At 72.7% G+C, this 16,036-nt stretch carries 16 protein-coding genes; 11 read left to right on the forward strand and 5 right to left on the reverse strand.

The annotated features are described in order from the left end of the window. Positions 1–2: 2 nt before the first annotated feature. The gene (locus tag RCR19_RS31525) at positions 3–179 is read right to left on the reverse strand and encodes a hypothetical protein (protein WP_331268190.1); all 177 of its coding nucleotides are present in this window, start codon (positions 177–179) and stop codon (positions 3–5) included. 585 nt (positions 180–764) lie between these two features. Between RCR19_RS31525 and RCR19_RS31530 the strand changes: the two genes are divergently transcribed. After that, entirely contained in the window at positions 765–1,514 is a 750-nt protein-coding gene (locus RCR19_RS31530; RefSeq protein ID WP_331268191.1) for a PP2C family serine/threonine-protein phosphatase, read from the forward strand. Between the two features lie 107 nt (positions 1,515–1,621). After that, entirely contained in the window at positions 1,622–3,202 is a 1,581-nt protein-coding gene (locus RCR19_RS31535) for an IS1182 family transposase (protein WP_331269605.1), read from the forward strand. A 58-nt stretch (positions 3,203–3,260) separates the two neighbouring features. Here RCR19_RS31535 and RCR19_RS31540 read toward each other — a convergent pair whose 3' ends face one another. After that, the gene (locus RCR19_RS31540; protein ID WP_331268192.1) at positions 3,261–3,668 is read right to left on the reverse strand and encodes a CoA-binding protein; all 408 of its coding nucleotides are present in this window, start codon (positions 3,666–3,668) and stop codon (positions 3,261–3,263) included. Between the two features lie 181 nt (positions 3,669–3,849). On the opposite strand from RCR19_RS31540, the gene RCR19_RS31545 reads away from it, so the two are divergent. The 6 genes from RCR19_RS31545 (at position 3,850) to RCR19_RS31570 (ending at position 11,107) form a co-directional block, all read left to right on the forward strand. Then, positions 3,850–4,533, forward strand: a complete 684-nt coding sequence (locus tag RCR19_RS31545) for a hypothetical protein (protein ID WP_331268193.1) — start codon at positions 3,850–3,852, stop codon at positions 4,531–4,533. Beyond that, on the forward strand, positions 4,530–5,096 hold the full coding sequence (locus RCR19_RS31550; RefSeq protein ID WP_331268194.1) for a histidine phosphatase family protein: 567 nt from the start codon (positions 4,530–4,532) through the stop codon (positions 5,094–5,096). The genes RCR19_RS31545 and RCR19_RS31550 overlap by 4 nt, the downstream gene beginning before the upstream one ends. 99 nt (positions 5,097–5,195) lie before the next feature. Further along, positions 5,196–6,173, forward strand: coding sequence for a hypothetical protein (locus RCR19_RS31555; RefSeq protein ID WP_331268195.1), 978 nt, complete (start codon positions 5,196–5,198; stop codon positions 6,171–6,173). Between the two features lie 22 nt (positions 6,174–6,195). Beyond that, a complete protein-coding gene (locus RCR19_RS31560; RefSeq protein ID WP_331268196.1) occupies positions 6,196–6,822 on the forward strand; it encodes a YigZ family protein in 627 nt (208 codons plus the stop codon). A gap of 96 nt (positions 6,823–6,918) precedes the next feature. Further along, entirely contained in the window at positions 6,919–8,082 is a 1,164-nt protein-coding gene (locus RCR19_RS31565) for an exonuclease SbcCD subunit D (RefSeq protein WP_331268197.1), read from the forward strand. Positions 8,083–8,113: 31 nt separating this feature from the next. Beyond that, complete coding sequence (locus tag RCR19_RS31570; protein ID WP_331268198.1) at positions 8,114–11,107, forward strand: SMC family ATPase; 2,994 nt, start codon at positions 8,114–8,116, stop codon at positions 11,105–11,107. Positions 11,108–11,113: 6 nt separating this feature from the next. Here the strand turns inward: RCR19_RS31570 and RCR19_RS31575 are convergent, their stop codons facing one another. Continuing rightward, complete coding sequence (locus RCR19_RS31575; protein ID WP_331268199.1) at positions 11,114–11,560, reverse strand: Lrp/AsnC family transcriptional regulator; 447 nt, start codon at positions 11,558–11,560, stop codon at positions 11,114–11,116. 123 nt (positions 11,561–11,683) lie between these two features. Between RCR19_RS31575 and RCR19_RS31580 the strand changes: the two genes are divergently transcribed. The 3 genes from RCR19_RS31580 to RCR19_RS31590 all read left to right on the forward strand — a co-directional run bounded on the left by RCR19_RS31580 (position 11,684) and on the right by RCR19_RS31590 (position 13,634). Beyond that, positions 11,684–12,199 carry a rhodanese-like domain-containing protein gene (locus RCR19_RS31580; protein WP_331268200.1) on the forward strand — a complete coding sequence of 172 codons (516 nt, stop codon included), beginning with the start codon at positions 11,684–11,686 and terminating at the stop codon, positions 12,197–12,199. 72 nt (positions 12,200–12,271) lie between these two features. Beyond that, complete coding sequence (locus RCR19_RS31585) at positions 12,272–12,787, forward strand: immunity 21 family protein (RefSeq protein WP_331268201.1); 516 nt, start codon at positions 12,272–12,274, stop codon at positions 12,785–12,787. 1 nt (position 12,788) lies between these two features. Beyond that, positions 12,789–13,634, forward strand: a complete 846-nt coding sequence (locus RCR19_RS31590) for an SDR family oxidoreductase (RefSeq protein ID WP_331268202.1) — start codon at positions 12,789–12,791, stop codon at positions 13,632–13,634. Positions 13,635–13,680: 46 nt separating this feature from the next. Here RCR19_RS31590 and RCR19_RS31595 read toward each other — a convergent pair whose 3' ends face one another. Both RCR19_RS31595 and RCR19_RS31600 read right to left on the reverse strand, forming a co-directional pair. Continuing rightward, positions 13,681–15,375, reverse strand: a complete 1,695-nt coding sequence (locus RCR19_RS31595) for a DUF885 domain-containing protein (protein WP_331268203.1) — start codon at positions 15,373–15,375, stop codon at positions 13,681–13,683. Between the two features lie 130 nt (positions 15,376–15,505). Continuing rightward, entirely contained in the window at positions 15,506–16,009 is a 504-nt protein-coding gene (locus RCR19_RS31600) for an Lrp/AsnC family transcriptional regulator (protein WP_331268204.1), read from the reverse strand. Between the last annotated feature and the right edge of the window lie 27 nt (positions 16,010–16,036).

The following is a 16,036-nucleotide window of genomic DNA, read 5'->3' on the forward strand; positions in this document are numbered from 1 at the left end:
CGTCACCGCCTCTTCCAGAAGGAGGCCATCAGGTCCGCGAGGGCCCTGATGATCTCGGGACGATCCGCCGCCTCCGCACGGCGCAGGCTGATGAGGAGCGACAGCAGGATCATGACGACGAAGAGGCCCACGACGTAGAGGAAGAGCTGCGGCGCGGCAGCGGCCACTTGCTCCAGCACGGTCCACACAGTGCCTCCCGGACGGTACCGGCCGCTGCTTCCGGGAGGCTTCGCCATGGTGCGAAGGCCTCCACGGAGGCAGGCGGACACCTGTCATCTCGCAGCGCCCGCCGGCTGCGGACCTGGCGGCACGGTCCCGGGAGCGGGGCGGACCCCAGCGAGGAAGCCTTCCTCCACCCGGTCGGCATGGTGTGGCGCTCGTGGTCGAGCGGTTCGGCGCCACTGCCGTGTGTCCTGTCCCGCGAGTCCGGCGGGGACGGCGTCTTCGAGTCCGGCGAGTTCGGCGACCTGTACGGCCCCGTCTCGTCGACGCTGGCGGTGCCGGGGCAGACTCCTCGTCGCCGCCTGACCAGTAGCTTCGCGATATCGACCATAACCGCGCGAGCAACCCGAACACGCGTGACCCGCACATTCGTTCACCCGTTAGGTCGCGCGACGGCCTTCCGCCCTGCACGCCGGGCGGGTGCCGGACGGGCCGCACCGGCCGGTGGGGGCGGACCCGGCAGCCGAGGGGACCGGTTCTTAGACTGGGAACGGAGGCCCGGCTTCCGAAGCTCTGTCCGGTACGGGAAGGCGGTGGCGCCGATGCCCTACGTGAGTGTGAGCGCGCTGAGTCATCCGGGGCTGCTGCGCGAGCGGAACGAGGACAGTCTTGTCGTCGGACCGTGGACCCTGTGCGCCACGGTGACCGAGAATCCGCAGACCCTGCTCTTTCCACCGGGGACGCCGCTCGTCGTCGCCGTCGCGGACGGGCTCGGCGGGCACCCCGGCGGCGATGTGGCCAGTTCCCTGGTGGCGCGCCGGCTCGCGTCGGTCGGCGCCGTCCTGACGGACGAGGAGGCCGTACGCGACGCCCTGGACGCCTGCAACCGCGCCGTGTTCGAGGCGTCCGGCGGCGACGAGGCGACCGTGCTCGCCGCCATGGGGACGACCGTCGCCGGCATCGTCGTACAGCCCGACTCGCTCCTGGTGTTCAACGTGGGCGACAGCCGGGTCTTCCGCGTCTCCCCCGAAGGGCTGCACCAGGTCAGCGTGGACGACAGCCCACCGGTCGAGCCCGGGCAGCGCACCACGTCCCTGGTCACCCAGTGCCTGGGCGGCAGCCTCACCCACCGCGCCGTCCGGCCTCATGTCGCCACCGCGAGCCTGTCGCCCGGCGATCGCTACCTCATCTGCACCGACGGTGTGACCGACCCGCTGACCACGGAGGTCATCGAGGACGTGATGAGCGAGCAGGACGACTGCCGGGCGGCCTTCGAGCTGTGGAAGGCCGCCATCGCGGCGGGCGGCCCCGACAACATCACGCTGGCGGTCGTACGCATGACGGAGGACTAGCGGGCTGCCGTTCGGATCGGGTCGGCAGGCAGCCCTAGAAGACTCATGAAGATCTTGGGGTTCTGGCCCCACCGTGTGAGCGGTGGGGCCAGACTCGTTGTGTGGTGATGGGGGAATGGGTCGGGGAGACGGTCGGGCCGGATGTGTGGGAGACCTGCCGGGAGTTGATCCCGGCAGGGAGTGTGTTCGCGTTCCTGGCCGAGCACCGCGGTGCGCTGTTCCCGGCGGAGATGTTCGCGGACATGTACCCCTCGGGGAACGGACGGCCCAGCATGCCGCCGCAGATCCTGGCCTCGGCGGTCACGCTGCAGGCCCTGCACGGGCTGTCGGACTTCGAGACGGTCCAGGAACTGCGGTGCGACCTGCGGTGGAAGGCCGCCTGCGGACTCGGCCTGCACGACATGGCGTTCGATCCGTCGCTGCTGGCCTACTTCCGCCGCCGCCTTTCCCGGTCGGCCCGGCCGAATCGGGTCTTCGAGGCGGTGCGGGAGGTGGTGAAGGCGACCGGTGTCCTCAAGGGCAAGCACCGGCGGGCTTTGGACTCCACCGTGCTGGACGACGCGGTCGCCACCCAGGACACCGTCACCCAGATCATCGCCGCCATCCGCGCGGTGATCCGCGAGGTTCCCGGCGCCGACCAGATCGCGGCCGTGCAGTGCACCGCGCACGACTACACCGATCCCGGCAAACCGCGCATCGCCTGGAACGATGAGCAGGCCCGCGCCGACCTCGTCGACTCCCTCGTCGGTGACGCGCTCAGGCTGCTGGGCCACCTGCCTGACCAGCAGCTCGGTGAGAAGGCTGCGAACGCGGTGGGCCTGCTGGCCCTGGTCGCCGGACAGGACGTCGAACCCGCCGAGGACTCCGACGGCCGTGACGGGCGCTGGCGCATCACTCGGGGCACCGCCTACGACCGGATGGTCTCCACCGTCGATGGCGAAGCCCGGCACATCCACAAGACACGCACCCACCAGCAGGACGGATACAAAGCCCACCTGGCCATCGAGCCGGAGACCGCGTTATACACCGCTGTGACCCTCACCCCCGGTGTCGGGCCCGAGCACCACGAGGCCACCATCGGCGTGGACCTGCTCGCCGAGGAAGACGGGCCGGTGGACGCCTTCGGCGACACCGCCTACTCCACCGGCGAGGCCCGCCAGGCCCTCGAAGCAGCAGGCCACCGGCTGTTTTTCAAACCCGCCCCGCTACGGCCTGCCGTCCCCGGCGGTTTCACCCTGGACGACTTCCGTATCGACACCGCCGCCGCCACGGTGAGCTGCCCCGCTGGACACACCGTCCCCCTGTCGGACCCCGGCGGGCAGAACAACCAGCGCAAGGCTGCCTTCGGGAACCTGTGCACCGGATGCCCCCTACGTGAGCGGTGCACCAAAGCCAAGGCCGGCCGCATCCTGACCATCCGTCCCCACCACGACCTGCTCGCGGCCGCCCGCCGCCAGGCCACCGCCGACCCTGACTGGCAAGCCGACTACCGCCGCTGGAGACCACCGGTCGAACGCGCCGTCGCCTGGCTCGTCCACCACGGCAACCGCAGACTCCGCTACCGCGGCACCATCGCCAACGACACCTGGCTCCACACCCGAGCCGCCGCCCTCAACCTCCGCCGACTGATCAACCTCGGACTCACCCGCACAGGCAACACCTGGACGATCAACCCCGCCACCGCATAGACCAAGGGGCCACCCGGCCCAGAAACCAGACAGCCCCACCAAGATCTTCATGAGTCTTCTAGGCGAGATTGCCGATCTCGATCGCCGGGCAGTGGTCCATGACCATCTCCAGGCCGGCCGCCCGGGCGCGGTCGTACGCCTTCTCGTCGACGACGCCCAGCTGGTACCAGACTGCCTTGGCGCCGATCGCGACGGCCTCGTCGGCGACCGGCCCCGCCAGATCGCTGTTGACGAAGACGTCGACCACGTCGACCGGGAACGGGATGGCGTCCAGCGAGGGGTAGCCCTGCTCGCCGTGTACCGTCTCGGCCTTCGGGTGGACCGGCACGATGCGCTTGCCGAAGCGCTGGAGGACGGCGGCGACCCGGTAGGCGGGACGGTCCTGGTTCGTGGACAGGCCCACGACGGCCCAGGTGTCGCCCAGCTCGGTGAGGATCTTGCGGATCGTTGCTGAGTCGCCGTACACGGCCGGTCTCCTTCGACGTCCCGGTGCGGCAGTTCCGCCCCGGCTGCTGTGGGGGCAACAGCGAGCCGGACACCGGGATTCCCCCGGAACCGCGGGACACCGGTTCGTGACCCGAGGGCTGTGTGTCCGGAAAGCCGCCCGCTTCCCCGCGCCGGGACGCTCGCGCGCCTACGCTCGCTGCGTGCTCCGAATCTTCGACGCCCGCAGCGGCGAGCCCATCGACGTCCGTCCGGGTCTCGTGCGCGTCCACGCGCATGTGACCGCCGCCGACACCTCGGCCCTGCGGGTCCTGCTGACGGCCGACGTGCTGGCCCGGGCCCTGGAGATGGGCGGAACACCCGTCGTCACGGTCGCCGCCCCGACGCCCGCGCTCCGGGCACGCGCCGACGAACTCGGTATCCGGCCGGCGGAGCCGGACGCCCCGGGGGTCGGACGGGTGCTGCACGTCGTCGGTGGGCAGGACACCGCACCCGACGGGGTGCGTGTCGAGGTCGCCCCGGTGACCGGCCCCGCCGGCACCGCCGCCCCCGCGTCGGCCGTACGCCTCGCCCTGCTCGCTCAGGGGCGCCGGCAGCCCGTCGATCTCGGCGCGGCAGCGCTGGCCGAGGCACGGGACACACTCGACCGCTGGCGCGCGGCCGTCGCCGGCTGGGCAACCCGCCCCTCCAGGCCCGTCCCTGAAGAGGTGCGGGAGGCGTTGCGCACCGCCTGGGAGGACGACCTCGACGTGCCGGCCGTGCTGGCGACGCTGCGCCGTGTGGAGGCCGCCGACGACATGCCGGACGGGGCTCGCTTCGAGGCCTACGCCTACGCCGACCGCTTGCTCGGTCTGGAACTGACCCGGGAGATCGGGGCCTCGGCATGATCACCCGGTCCCCGGCCGGCCCGCTGCACCGACTCGTGGTGCTCCGGCACGCCAAGTCCGCCTGGCCCGCCGGGGTACCCGACCACGAGCGGCCGCTCGCCCCGCGCGGCCGCCGCGACGCGCCGGCGGCCGGACGCGCGTTCGCCGAGTCCGACTGGCTGCCCGATCTGGTCCTGTGCTCGACGGCCGTCCGCGCCCGCCAGACCTGGGAGCTGGCCTCTGCCCAGTGGGGCACCCCGCCACCCGTGCGGTTCGACGCGCAGCTGTACGCCGCCGACGTGCCCGAGTTGCTGGAGAGCGTGCACCACGCGCCCACCGAGGCGCGGGCGCTGCTGCTGATCGGCCACAACCCGGGTCTCACGGACCTGATCCTCGAACTGGCCGGGGACGGCCTCGGCGACACCGTGGACCGGGTCAGGGCCAAGTTCCCCACCTCGGGGATCGCGGTTCTCGCCTGGCACGGAGACACCTGGGACTCCCTGGCCGCCGGCACGGCACTCCTGACGGACGTGATCGTGCCGCGGGGAGGGAAGGAGCAGGGGCACCGCGGGCGGGACCGGTGACGCCACTCCTCCGGGCTACCTCTGAAGGCCGTCAGCCACTCGAATCACATATCGTCACGAAAGAGTGACATTCCGTGCATGCAGGCTTGGAGGTGGAGTATGCGACGCGATCCGTCCTGCGAACCCCCCGCCCAGCGAATACGCCCCGGCGTACGACTTGCCCTGGCGGCCGCCACCGGCATGGCGGTGGCAGCAGGCGCCATGACCCTGATGCCGAGCTCCTCGACCGTCGCCAACAGCCCGGCACCCCTGGCGTCATCGGCCGTGGAGCCCCCCGGTCGTCCGGACTCGCCGTCGCAGGGGTACGCCGACGCGCCGCCTGGGGACAACGACCGGTCACAGGAGAAGTCGTCGATGCCCACGGCCTACGCGCAGCCGCCCGGCTATCCGGTCGTCCCGCCACCCGGGTACGCGCTGCCGCCGGGGTATCCGAGCGCCCCCGCAACGGCCTACGCCCTGCCGCCGGGGTACGCGGCCGTCCCGCCGCCGGTCTACGTGGTGCCGCCGGGGTATCCGGTCGTCGTGGCACCGGGTTACGCGCTGCCGCCCGGATATCCGAACGTCCCCGCACCGACCGGTGCGGCGCCCCAGGAACACCCGCCCACCCACGACGGCACCGGGTCGGCTCCCTCGGTGGCTCAGCAGTCGATGGCGTCCGCGCCGCTCACGGCGAGCGGTCCGGTGGCCCCGACGGCGTCGCGGGCGCCCGGGGTGCCCTCGCGGGGCCCGCAGGACGGCAGCGCGCCGCCGAATCCCGCCAGGAGCGCGCCGACCGCGTTCCCCAGCGGTCCGCCGGCCTCGTCGCCCACCTCGGTTCCTCCCTCGCAGTCCCCTTCGCTTGCCGCCCCGTCCACCATGGCGCAGACCGGGCGACCCACGACCACGCACAGGGTCGCGAGCGGAGAGACGCTGTGCAGCCTCGCCGCCCGGTACCTCGGCGATCCGGGGCAATGGGAGGAGATCCTCGAGGCGAACCGATCGGTGCCCGAGAACTCCGTGACGGCCCGTCCCGGTACCTACGTGTCCGGGGCGTACCTCCTCCCGGGCACCGGCCTCACCCTCCCCGCGACCTCCTGATCGCGCCCCATACGCTGGTCCGATGCAGGACGAGTACCACACCGTCGCCCGCGCGGGCGTACACGAGACCGAGATCAACCGCTCCCGGTTCCTGTGCGCGCTGGCCCCGGCCGCCAGTGAGCAGGAGGCCCAGGACTTCATCGCCGCCGTCCGCAGGGAACACGCCGACGCCAGCCACAACTGCTACGCGTACGTCATCGGCGCCGACGCCGCGGTGCAGAAGGCGAGCGACGACGGCGAACCCGGCGGCACCGCAGGCGTGCCCATGCTCCAGATGCTGCTGCGCCGCGACATGCGCTACGTCGTCGCCGTCGTCACCCGGTACTACGGCGGCGTGAAACTGGGCGCCGGTGGACTCATCAGGGCGTACGGGGGTGCCGTGGGGGAGGCCCTGGACACCGTCGGGACGATCACCCGCCGCCGCTTCCGGCTCGCCACGGTGACGGTCGACCACCAGCGGGCGGGCAAGGTGGAGAACGACCTGCGGTCGACCGGACGTGCGGTGCGGGCCGTTCGGTACGGGGAGGCCGTCACGATCGAGATCGGTCTGCCGGACTCCGAGGTGGAGGCCTTCCGCGCGTGGCTGGCCGACGTCACCGCGGGCACGGCCGGGTTCGAAACGGGCGGAGAGGCCTACGGGGACGCATGACGGACGGACGGGGACGTCCGAGGGCAGCCGGCCCCGAGGGGCCGAAACGGGAGTAACCGCCCGTGGTGTCGGACCCGCCCGTTAGTCTCGGGGATCATGAGGCTGCTGCACACTTCCGACTGGCATCTGGGCCGGGCGTTCCATCGGGTGAACATGCTCGACGCCCAGGCCGAGTTCGTCCGCCACGTCGTCACCACCGTGCGCGAACGCGGTGTGGACGCGGTGGTCGTGTCGGGAGACGTGTACGACCGTGCGGTGCCGCCGCTCGCCGCCGTCGAGCTGTTCGACGACGCCCTGCACCGGCTCGCCGACCTCGGCGTCCCCACGATGATGATCTCCGGCAACCACGACTCGGCGCGCCGTCTCGGCGTCGGCGCGGGGCTCATCGGGCGTGCGGGCATCCATCTGCGGACGGATCCCGCGGCCTGCGGGACGCCGGTCGTGCTGTCCGACACCCACGGGGACGTTGCCTTCTATGGCCTTCCCTACCTCGAACCGGCCCTGGTCAAGGACGAGTTCATGGTGGAGCAGGCGGGCCACGAAGCGGTGCTGACGGCCGCGATGGACCGGGTGCGGGCCGATCTCGCCACGCGCGCGCCGGGCACACGCTCCGTCGTCCTCGCCCATGTGTTCGTCACCGGCGGAGAGTCCAGCGACAGCGAGCGGGACATCACGGTCGGCGGTGTCGCGGCGGTCCCCGCCGGTGTCTTCGACGGCGTGGACTACGTGGCGCTCGGACATCTCCACGGCAGCCAGACCCTCGGTGAGCGGATCCGCTACTCCGGCTCCCCCTTGGCGTACTCCTTCTCGGAGGCCGGTCACCGCAAGAGCATGTGGCTCGTCGACCTCGGAGGCGACGGCTCGGTCACGGCGGAGCGCCTCGACTGCCCGGTGCCGCGCCCCCTCGCGCGGATCCGGGGTCGGCTGGAGGGCCTGCTCGAGGATCCGGAGCTGGCGCGCCACGAAGAGGCGTGGGTGGAGGCCACCCTCACCGATCCGGTCCGGCCCGCCGAGCCCATGGCCCGGCTGGCCGAGCGCTTCCCGCACACGCTCAGCCTCGTCTTCGAACCGGAGCGCGCCCCCGAGGAGCCCGGGGCGTCGTACGCCCGCCGGCTTGAGGGCCGCTCCGACCAGGAGATCGCGGAGGACTTCGTCGCGCACGTACGCGGCTCGGGGCCCGACGAGCGGGAACGGCTCGTGCTCCAGGACGCGTTCGACGCGGCGCGCGCCGACGCGGCGGTCCGGGAGGTCGCCCGGTGACCGTGCGCCCGCCCGACACGGAGGGAGCCCAGTGAGGCTGCACCGGCTCGACATCACCGCCTTCGGACCCTTCGCCGGGACCCAGCGGGTCGACTTCGACGAGCTCTCCACCGCCGGTCTGTTCCTGCTCCACGGACCGACGGGCGCCGGCAAGACGTCCGTGCTGGACGCCGTGTGCTACGCCCTGTACGGGGCCGTGCCCGGCGCCCGGCAGAGCGGCCAGGGCGTGACCCTGCGCAGCGACCACGCGGCCCCGGAGACGCGCACCGGGATCAGGCTCGAACTCACCGTCGCCGGACGCCGGTTGGAGGTCACCCGGCAACCGCCGTGGGAGCGCCCCAAGAAGCGCGGCACCGGTACGACGACCGACAAGGCCCAGACCTGGCTGCGCGAGTACGACACGGCGGCCGGCGCCTGGAAGGACCTCAGCCGTTCCCACCAGGAGATCGGTGAGGAGATCACCCAGCTGCTCGGCATGAGCCGGGAGCAGTTCTGCCAGGTCGTACTGTTGCCGCAGGGCGACTTCGCCCGTTTTCTGCGCGCCGACGCCGAGGCCCGCGGCAAACTGCTCGGGCGCCTCTTCGACACCCATCGCTTCGCCGAGGTCGAAAAGCGCCTCGCCGAGCGGCGCAGGGCGACCGAGTCCGGGGTGCGGGACGGTGACGCCGTGCTGCTGGCGGACGCCCACCGGATGCAGCAGGCGGCCGGTGACGCCCTGCCCCTGCCGGAGCTCGCCCCGGGCGACCCCGGGCTCGCCGACGCCGTTCTCGGCTGGGCCGCGGTCGCCCGCAGCACCGCCCGCGAGCGGCTCACCCATGCACACTGCGCCCGCACCGCCGCAGAGTCGCTGCGGGCCGAGGCCGAGGGACTGCTCGGTGGCACGCGCGAACGGGCCCGGCTCCAGCGCATCTTCGCCGAGGCCCGGGAGCGGGCGGCACTGCTCGAGGAGCGGGCCGGCCTGCGCAGCGAGGCACAGGCGCGCCTCGAGCGCTCCCGCAAGGCCGAGAGGGTGGCGCCCGCCCTCGACCTGCGCGAGACCACGGAGGCCGAGCATCGTCAGGCCGCCAGCGACGAGGCACGCGCGCGTACTCGGCTGCCCGGGACGTTCGCCCAGGACGGGGCGGCGGGGCTCGCCGCCGCGGCCCGTCGGGTCGCCGAGGAGCTCGGCGGACTCGAGTCGGCCCGCCGTGCCGAACAGCGTCTGGCCGGACTCGCCGCGGAGCGTGCGGATCTGGAGCGTGAGGAGCGTGCCGACGAGACGGTCCTGCAGGATGCCGAGGAGTGGCTGGCCGGTTGGGAGAAGGTCCGGGCGGACCTGCAGGCCCGGATTGACGCGGCACAGCAGGACGCCGGCCGGGCCGAGCAGTTCGCGGTGCAGCGCGAGCCCGCGCAGCGCCGGCTGAGGGCGGCACGTCAGCGTGACGAGCTGGCCCGGGACACCGAGGCGGCCCAGGCCCGTACCCTGGCTTCCCGCGAACGCGCGCTGAAGAGCCGCGAACACTGGCTCGACCTGAAGGAACGGCGGCTCAAGGGCATCGCCGCCGAACTCGCGGCAGGGCTCGTCGACGGCGAGCCCTGCACGGTGTGCGGCGCCGTGGAACACCCCGCGCCCGCGCAGAAGGTCGCCGGACACGTCGACCGCGATGCGGAGGAGCGGGCCCTCGCGGCTCACCGTGACGCCGACGAACAGCGCGCCGAGGACGAGCGGCGGCTCGGCCTAGTCCGGGAGGCGCTCGCCGCGGCGACGGCCGAGGCCGGGGACGCCCCCACGTCCCTGCTGGCCGAGGAGTGGGAGGAACTGGAGCGGCTCTACGACACCGCGCGCGCCGGCGCCGCACGACTCCACTCCGCGCAGGAGGAGTCGAGGCGGAACGAGCACGAGTGGGAGCGGCGCACGGCGGACCGGCAGCAGGCCGCGCTGCGCGGGGCGGCCCGTATCTCCCGCAGGGACGCCCTGGACCGCGAACAGGCCTTGCTGGAGGAGGAGTTGCTGCGCGCCCGGGGTGACGCGGCCAGTGTCTCGGCGCGCTCGGGGCAACTGGAGCGCAGGGCCGCGCTGCTCGCCGACGCCGCCGACGCCGCCCGCGCCGCGCAGGACACCGCGCAGCGGCTGAAGGACGCCGACGCGCGCCTCGCCGACGCGGCGTTCCGCGCCGGGTTCGACACCCCCCGGGCGGCTGCCGAGGCGCTCCTCGACGACGAGGCGCATCGCGATCTGCAGCGGCGGCTCGACGCCTGGCAGCAGGAGGAGGCCGCCGTGCGCGCGGTGCTCACCGACGCCGACACCGTGGCGGCCGCGCAGCAGCCGCCCGCGGACCTCGAAGACGTCGAACGGGCCGCCGAAGCCGCTGTCCGGCGGCTCCAGGAGGCGGTCTCCGTCCAGGACGCCGCGGCCCGCCGCTGCAGCGAACTCGACCGGCTGTCCGTGCGTGCGGGCGTGGCCGTCCACCGGCTGGCGCCCCTGCGCGAGGAGTACGACCGCGTGGCCGGGCTGGCCTCGCTTGCGGCGGGCACCTCCGCCGACAACGAACGGAAGATGCGCCTGGAGTCGTATGTGCTCGCCGCCCGTCTCGAACAGGTGGCGGCCGCCGCGACCGTGCGACTGCAGCGCATGTCCTCGGGCCGCTACACCCTGGTGCACTCGGACGACCGCTCGGGCCGCGGCCGCAGCGGCCTCGGCCTGCACGTCGTCGACGCATGGACCGGGCGGGAGCGGGACACGGCGACCCTCTCCGGCGGGGAGACGTTCTTCGCGTCCCTGGCGCTCGCCCTCGGACTCGCGGACGTCGTCACCGACGAGGCCGGTGGTGTCCGCCTCGACACACTGTTCATCGACGAGGGGTTCGGCAGCCTCGACGACCAGACCCTGGACGAGGTCCTCGACGTCCTCGACTCGCTTCGGGAACGCGACCGCAGTGTGGGCATCGTCAGCCATGTCGCGGACCTGCGGCGCCGTGTCCACGCCCAGTTGGAGGTCGTCAAGGGCAGGACGGGTTCGGTCCTGCGGCAGCGGGGCGCCGGCTGAGACGGCTCAGCGGCCGAGGGGACGACGGGGGAGGGGCGACGAGTACACGACGCTCGTCGTCACGGATCCCAGTGTGCCGATCCTGCCCGACACCTCCTCCAGATGCCTCATCGAGCGCGCCGCGACCTTGATGACGAAGCAGTCGTCGCCCGTGACGTGGTGTGCCTCCAGGATCTCGGGCGTCGCGCCGACCAGGTCATGGAACGGCTTGTAGTTGCCGTTCGGGTACCGCAGCCGTACGAAGGCCAGGATCGGCAGTCCGAGCCGCTCGGGGTCGACGACCGCCGCGTACCCCTGGATGACGCCGGCCTCCTCCAGCCTGCGGACCCGTTCGGTCACCGCGCTCGGGGACATGGCCACGGCGCGGGCCAGCTCGGCGTAGCTGACGCGCCCTTCGCGCTGAAGGACGTCGAGAATGCGCCAGTCGGTGGCGTCCGGTGAATACGCGGTCATCTTCGAGAGATAGCAGGGAGATCCCCGGCCGATCAAGAGGTGTGCCGTGGATCGCACCTTCAGGACGCCGACGGACGACCGTAGATTTCGGGTCATCCAGACACCCCCATGAAAGGGCCCGACGTGAGCGACACCACGACCCTCGCCAACCCCGTCCTGCGCATCCCGCCCGCCGCCCCCGCGGTGGCCGCCGCCCACTTCCGGGCGAGCCTCGCCTTCCACACCGACGTGTCCGACGTGGCCTCCGCGCTGGCGGCTGGGGACCCGGGATTCACCCTCCTCGACTCGCGGTCCACCGCGGCCTGGGACCAGGGCCACATCCCGGGTGCGCTCCACCTCCCCACGGCCCTTGTTCCGGAGCAGGCCGAGCGGGTGCTCGACAAGTCCGTCCCGGTCGTCACCTATTGCTGGGGTCCCGGCTGCAACGGTGCTGCCCGTGCGGCCCTTGCTCTCGCCGAGCTCGGGTTCTCGGTCAAGGAGATGCTCGGCGGCTTCGAGTACTGGGCCCGCGAGGGCCTGGAGTTCGAGACCCGGGAGGGCCGAGGGCGTCGCACCGCCGACTCCCTCTCGGGCTTGACCGGTGCTCACGTGGGAGGCCAACCTTCCACGGGTGCACCGCAGTTGGACTGCGGCTGCTGACGTTCCGCCGCCGATTTTCCCACCCTGCGGAAGCGGTGCCTCCGCTGCGTCGCGTGCGTGTAGCTTCTGAGCATGGTCAGTCATACGGATCAAGGTGCGGTCGTGTGGGTCGAGTCGGGCGGCGGGCCGCTCATCGCGATACCGGAGGTGGTGCTGCCGTTCTGGGCGGGCGCCGACGGCGACGAGACGTCCTCCGACTACGACCGGGCCTGTGAGATCGAGGGATACATCGGGCTGGTGCCGGTCGGGGACACCCGCGCCCTGGTCCTGGGCGACGAGCCCGCCTCCACCGCCTTCCTGGCGGAGTTCGGCACATTCGTACGCTGGTGCGCCGCGGACTCCGAGGCCGCGCTGCTCGACCGCGTCCCCGAGGCGCTGCGTACCGCGCAGTGGGAGCCGGAGGTGCAGTGGGACGTGCCGGGCGACGTGGTGCTGTTCGACGCGGCTTGGCCGGGACACGAGTCCACACGCACGGAACATCTTCGGGTGGCGCTCGAACCCGGGCGGTACACGGTGCGGGCGGCGTACGTGGAGCCGGGCCCCGAGATCTGGATGGGGCTCGTCCAGGTCCGCCGCACGGGCGGCTGACGTGCCACGGCTCCCGTCCCCCACGGCCGGGGAACTCCGCCGCGACCCCCTGCCTCTGCGCGGCAGGACCGCCCTCGTGACCGGCGCCGGCCGGCGCGGAGGCATCGGTTACGCGGTGGCCCGGCGGCTGGCCGCCTACGGCGCCGGCGTCTATCTGCACCACCATGTGCCGCACGACGCCGCGATGCCCTGGGGCGCCGACCGTCCCGAGGAGGTGGTCGCCGCAGTGCGCGCGGCCCTCGGCGACCCGGACGCCCCGGTCGCCGACGGACCGGCCGACCTGTCCGACCCCTCCGCCCCCGCCGAACTGATCGCGACGGCCGCCGAGGCGCTCGGCGGACGACTGGACATCCTCGTCGCCAACCACGCGCTCAGCGGCAGCGGCGGGACGCTCGACACCGTCGACGCCGCCGTGCTGGACGCCCACTGGGCGGTGGACACCCGCTCCGTCCTGCTCCTGGTCCAGGCGTACGCCCGACGGCGCGCGGCGACGCCCGCGGCGGGAACGGGCGGTCGGGTGGTGATGATGACCTCCGGGCAGGACATCGCGGGCGGTATGCCCGAGGAGATCGCCTATGCGCTGCAGAAGGGCGCCCTCGCCTCCATCACACGCTCGCTCGCGACCGCGCTCGCGGAGCGGGGCGTCACCGTCAACACGGTCAACCCCGGCCCCGTGGACACGGACTATCTGACCGGTGATGCGTACGAGGCCGTCGCCGCCCGGTTCCCGGCCGGACACTGGGGCATGCCGGACGACCCCGCCCGCCTCGTCGCCTGGCTCGCCACGGACGAGGCCGCCTGGATCACCGGGCAGGTCATCGACTCGGAGGGCGGATTCCGCCGGTGACGGCCGGACCCGGAGGCGACGCCCCGGGACCGGCCGCCCGTCCGGCTCAGAGCCGCGACAGTTCGTCCACCAGGACGTCCAGGCCCAGCGAACCCTGCGAGAGCGCCGCCATGTGCCAGGCCTTCGCGTCGAACGCGTCGCCGTGGCGCTTCCGGGCGTTCTCCCGGCCCAGCAGCCAGGCCCGCTCGCCCAGCTTGTAGCCGATCGCCTGGCCGGGCATCGACAGATAGCGGACCAGCTCGCTCTCCACGAAGTCCGCGGGACGGCTGGAGTGGGAGCCGAAGAACTCCTGTGCCAGCCCGGCCGTCCAGCGCTCACCCGGGTGGAACGGTGAGTCGGCCGGGATCTCCAGCTCCAGATGCATGCCGATGTCGATGATGACGCGGACCGCACGCATCATCTGGGCGTCCAGATAGCCGAGCCGCTGCTCCGGGTCGGTGAGGAAGCCGAGCTCGTCCATGAGGCGCTCCGCGTACAGGGCCCAGCCCTCGGCGTTGGCGCTGACACCGCCCACGGTCGCCTGGTAGCGGGAGAGGTCCTGCGACACGTGTGCCCACTGGGCCAGTTGCAGATGGTGGCCGGGGACGCCCTCGTGGTACCAGGTCGAGACCAGGTCGTACACCGGGAACCGGGTCTGGCCCATCGTCGGCAGCCAGGTCCGCCCCGGGCGGGAGAAGTCGGCGGAGGGCGCCGTGTAGTACGGCGCCGCCGCGCTGCCGGGGGGCGCGATGCAGGACTCCACCTTGCGGACCCGCTCGGCGAGTTCGAAGTGCGTTCCGTCGAGGGCCTCGATCGCCTCGTCCATCAGGCCCTGCAGCCAGGCGCGGACCTCGTCGACGCCCTCGATGTGGGTGCCGTGCTCGTCGAGATGCGCAAGCGCGACCCAGGGTGTCGCGGCGCCGGGGAGGACCTTCTCGGCCTCCTTCTTCATCTCGCCCAGGAGCCGGTGGTACTCGGACCAGCCGTATGCGTACGCCTCGTCGAGGTCCAGGTCCGTGCCGTTGAAGTAGCGCGCCCAGCGGGCGTAGCGCTCGCGGCCGACCGTGTTCGGCGCGCCCTCGACCGTCGGTGCGTAGACGTCGCGCATCCAGTCCCGCAGCTCCACGACGGCCGCGGTCGCCGCACGGGCCGCGTCGTCGAGCTGCGAGCGCAGCGACTCGGGCCCCTCGGAGGCGAACTCCTCGAACCAGCCGCGGCCCCGGCCGTCCGTGTCGGACCACTCGGTGAGCTGCTCGACGAAGGTCGCGGTCGGGCGCGGTCCGGCGTGCAGCTTGCGCTCGAGACCCAGGGCGAGGGACTCGCGGTAGCCCGCCAGTGCGGTGGGAACGGCGCGCAGCCGCTCCACGATCGCCGCCCAGTCCTCGTCCGTCGCGGTGGGGGTGATCGTGAAGACGTCACGCACGGAGTGCACGGGACTGTGCAGGTTGCTCACCGTCCTGAGACCCTCGTCGGCCTCGTGCACGGCGAGTTCGGCGGTGAGCCGCTCGCGCAGCAGTCGCGCGCACCGGCGTTCGATGTCGCTGTCCGCGCCCGGGCGGCGCTCCGCCTCGTCGAGCCGGGCGAGGGTCGCCCGCGCCAGCTCGGCGAGCGCCTCCTGGCCCGCGGGCGAGGTGTCGGGCAGCTTGCTCGAACTCTCCTTCACACCGAGGTAGGTACCGGTGACGGGGTCGAGGGCGACGAGGGCGTCGACGTAGGCGTCGGCGACCTCCCGGGGCAGAGGGCTCCTGGTGGTGTCTGACATGCGGACCATCCTGATACGACACCGTGGGGTGCGTCACGGGGATTCCGCGCTCGGCTTAGGGCCTGTCGTTCGGATCAGGTCGGCCGGGAGGGACCGCGGCTTTCGCGCGACGTCGGCGTGATCCGTGCAGCTAGGGCTGTTGAGCGGGTTTCGGCGGGCTCTGGCCCGGTGGCAGCAGGGGACCGCAGTCCCACTGCTGGAAGATCAGCCGGGTCTCCACCCGGGCCACCTCCCGCCGGGCCGTGAACTCGTCCAGGACCAGCCGCTGGAGATCCGCCATGTCCGCGACCGCGACATGCACGAGGTAGTCGTCGGGGCCGGTGAGGTGGAAGACGGTCCGGGACTCGGGCAACGCCCGGATGCGTTCCACGAAGGGGCCGACCAGCTCCCGCCGATGCGGTCTGACCTGCACCGACAGCAACGCTTCCAGTCCGCGCCCCAGCTTCGCCGGGTCGAGCCGCAGTTGATGGCCGAGAATGACGCCCGAGCGGCGCAGCCTCGTCACGCGGTCCAGACAGGTTGAGGGCGCGACGCCGACCTGCGCCGCGAGGTCGCGGTACGTCGTCCGGGCGTCGTTCTGCAACAGCCGCAGAAGATGGAGATCCACCGGGTCCAGTACGACGGATTCGGCCATGCGGCGAACGTAACACGGGTTTCGGCG

The organism is Streptomyces sp. WAC07094 (assembly GCF_036320405.1).
Taxonomy (GTDB): domain Bacteria; phylum Actinomycetota; class Actinomycetes; order Streptomycetales; family Streptomycetaceae; genus Streptomyces; species Streptomyces lannensis.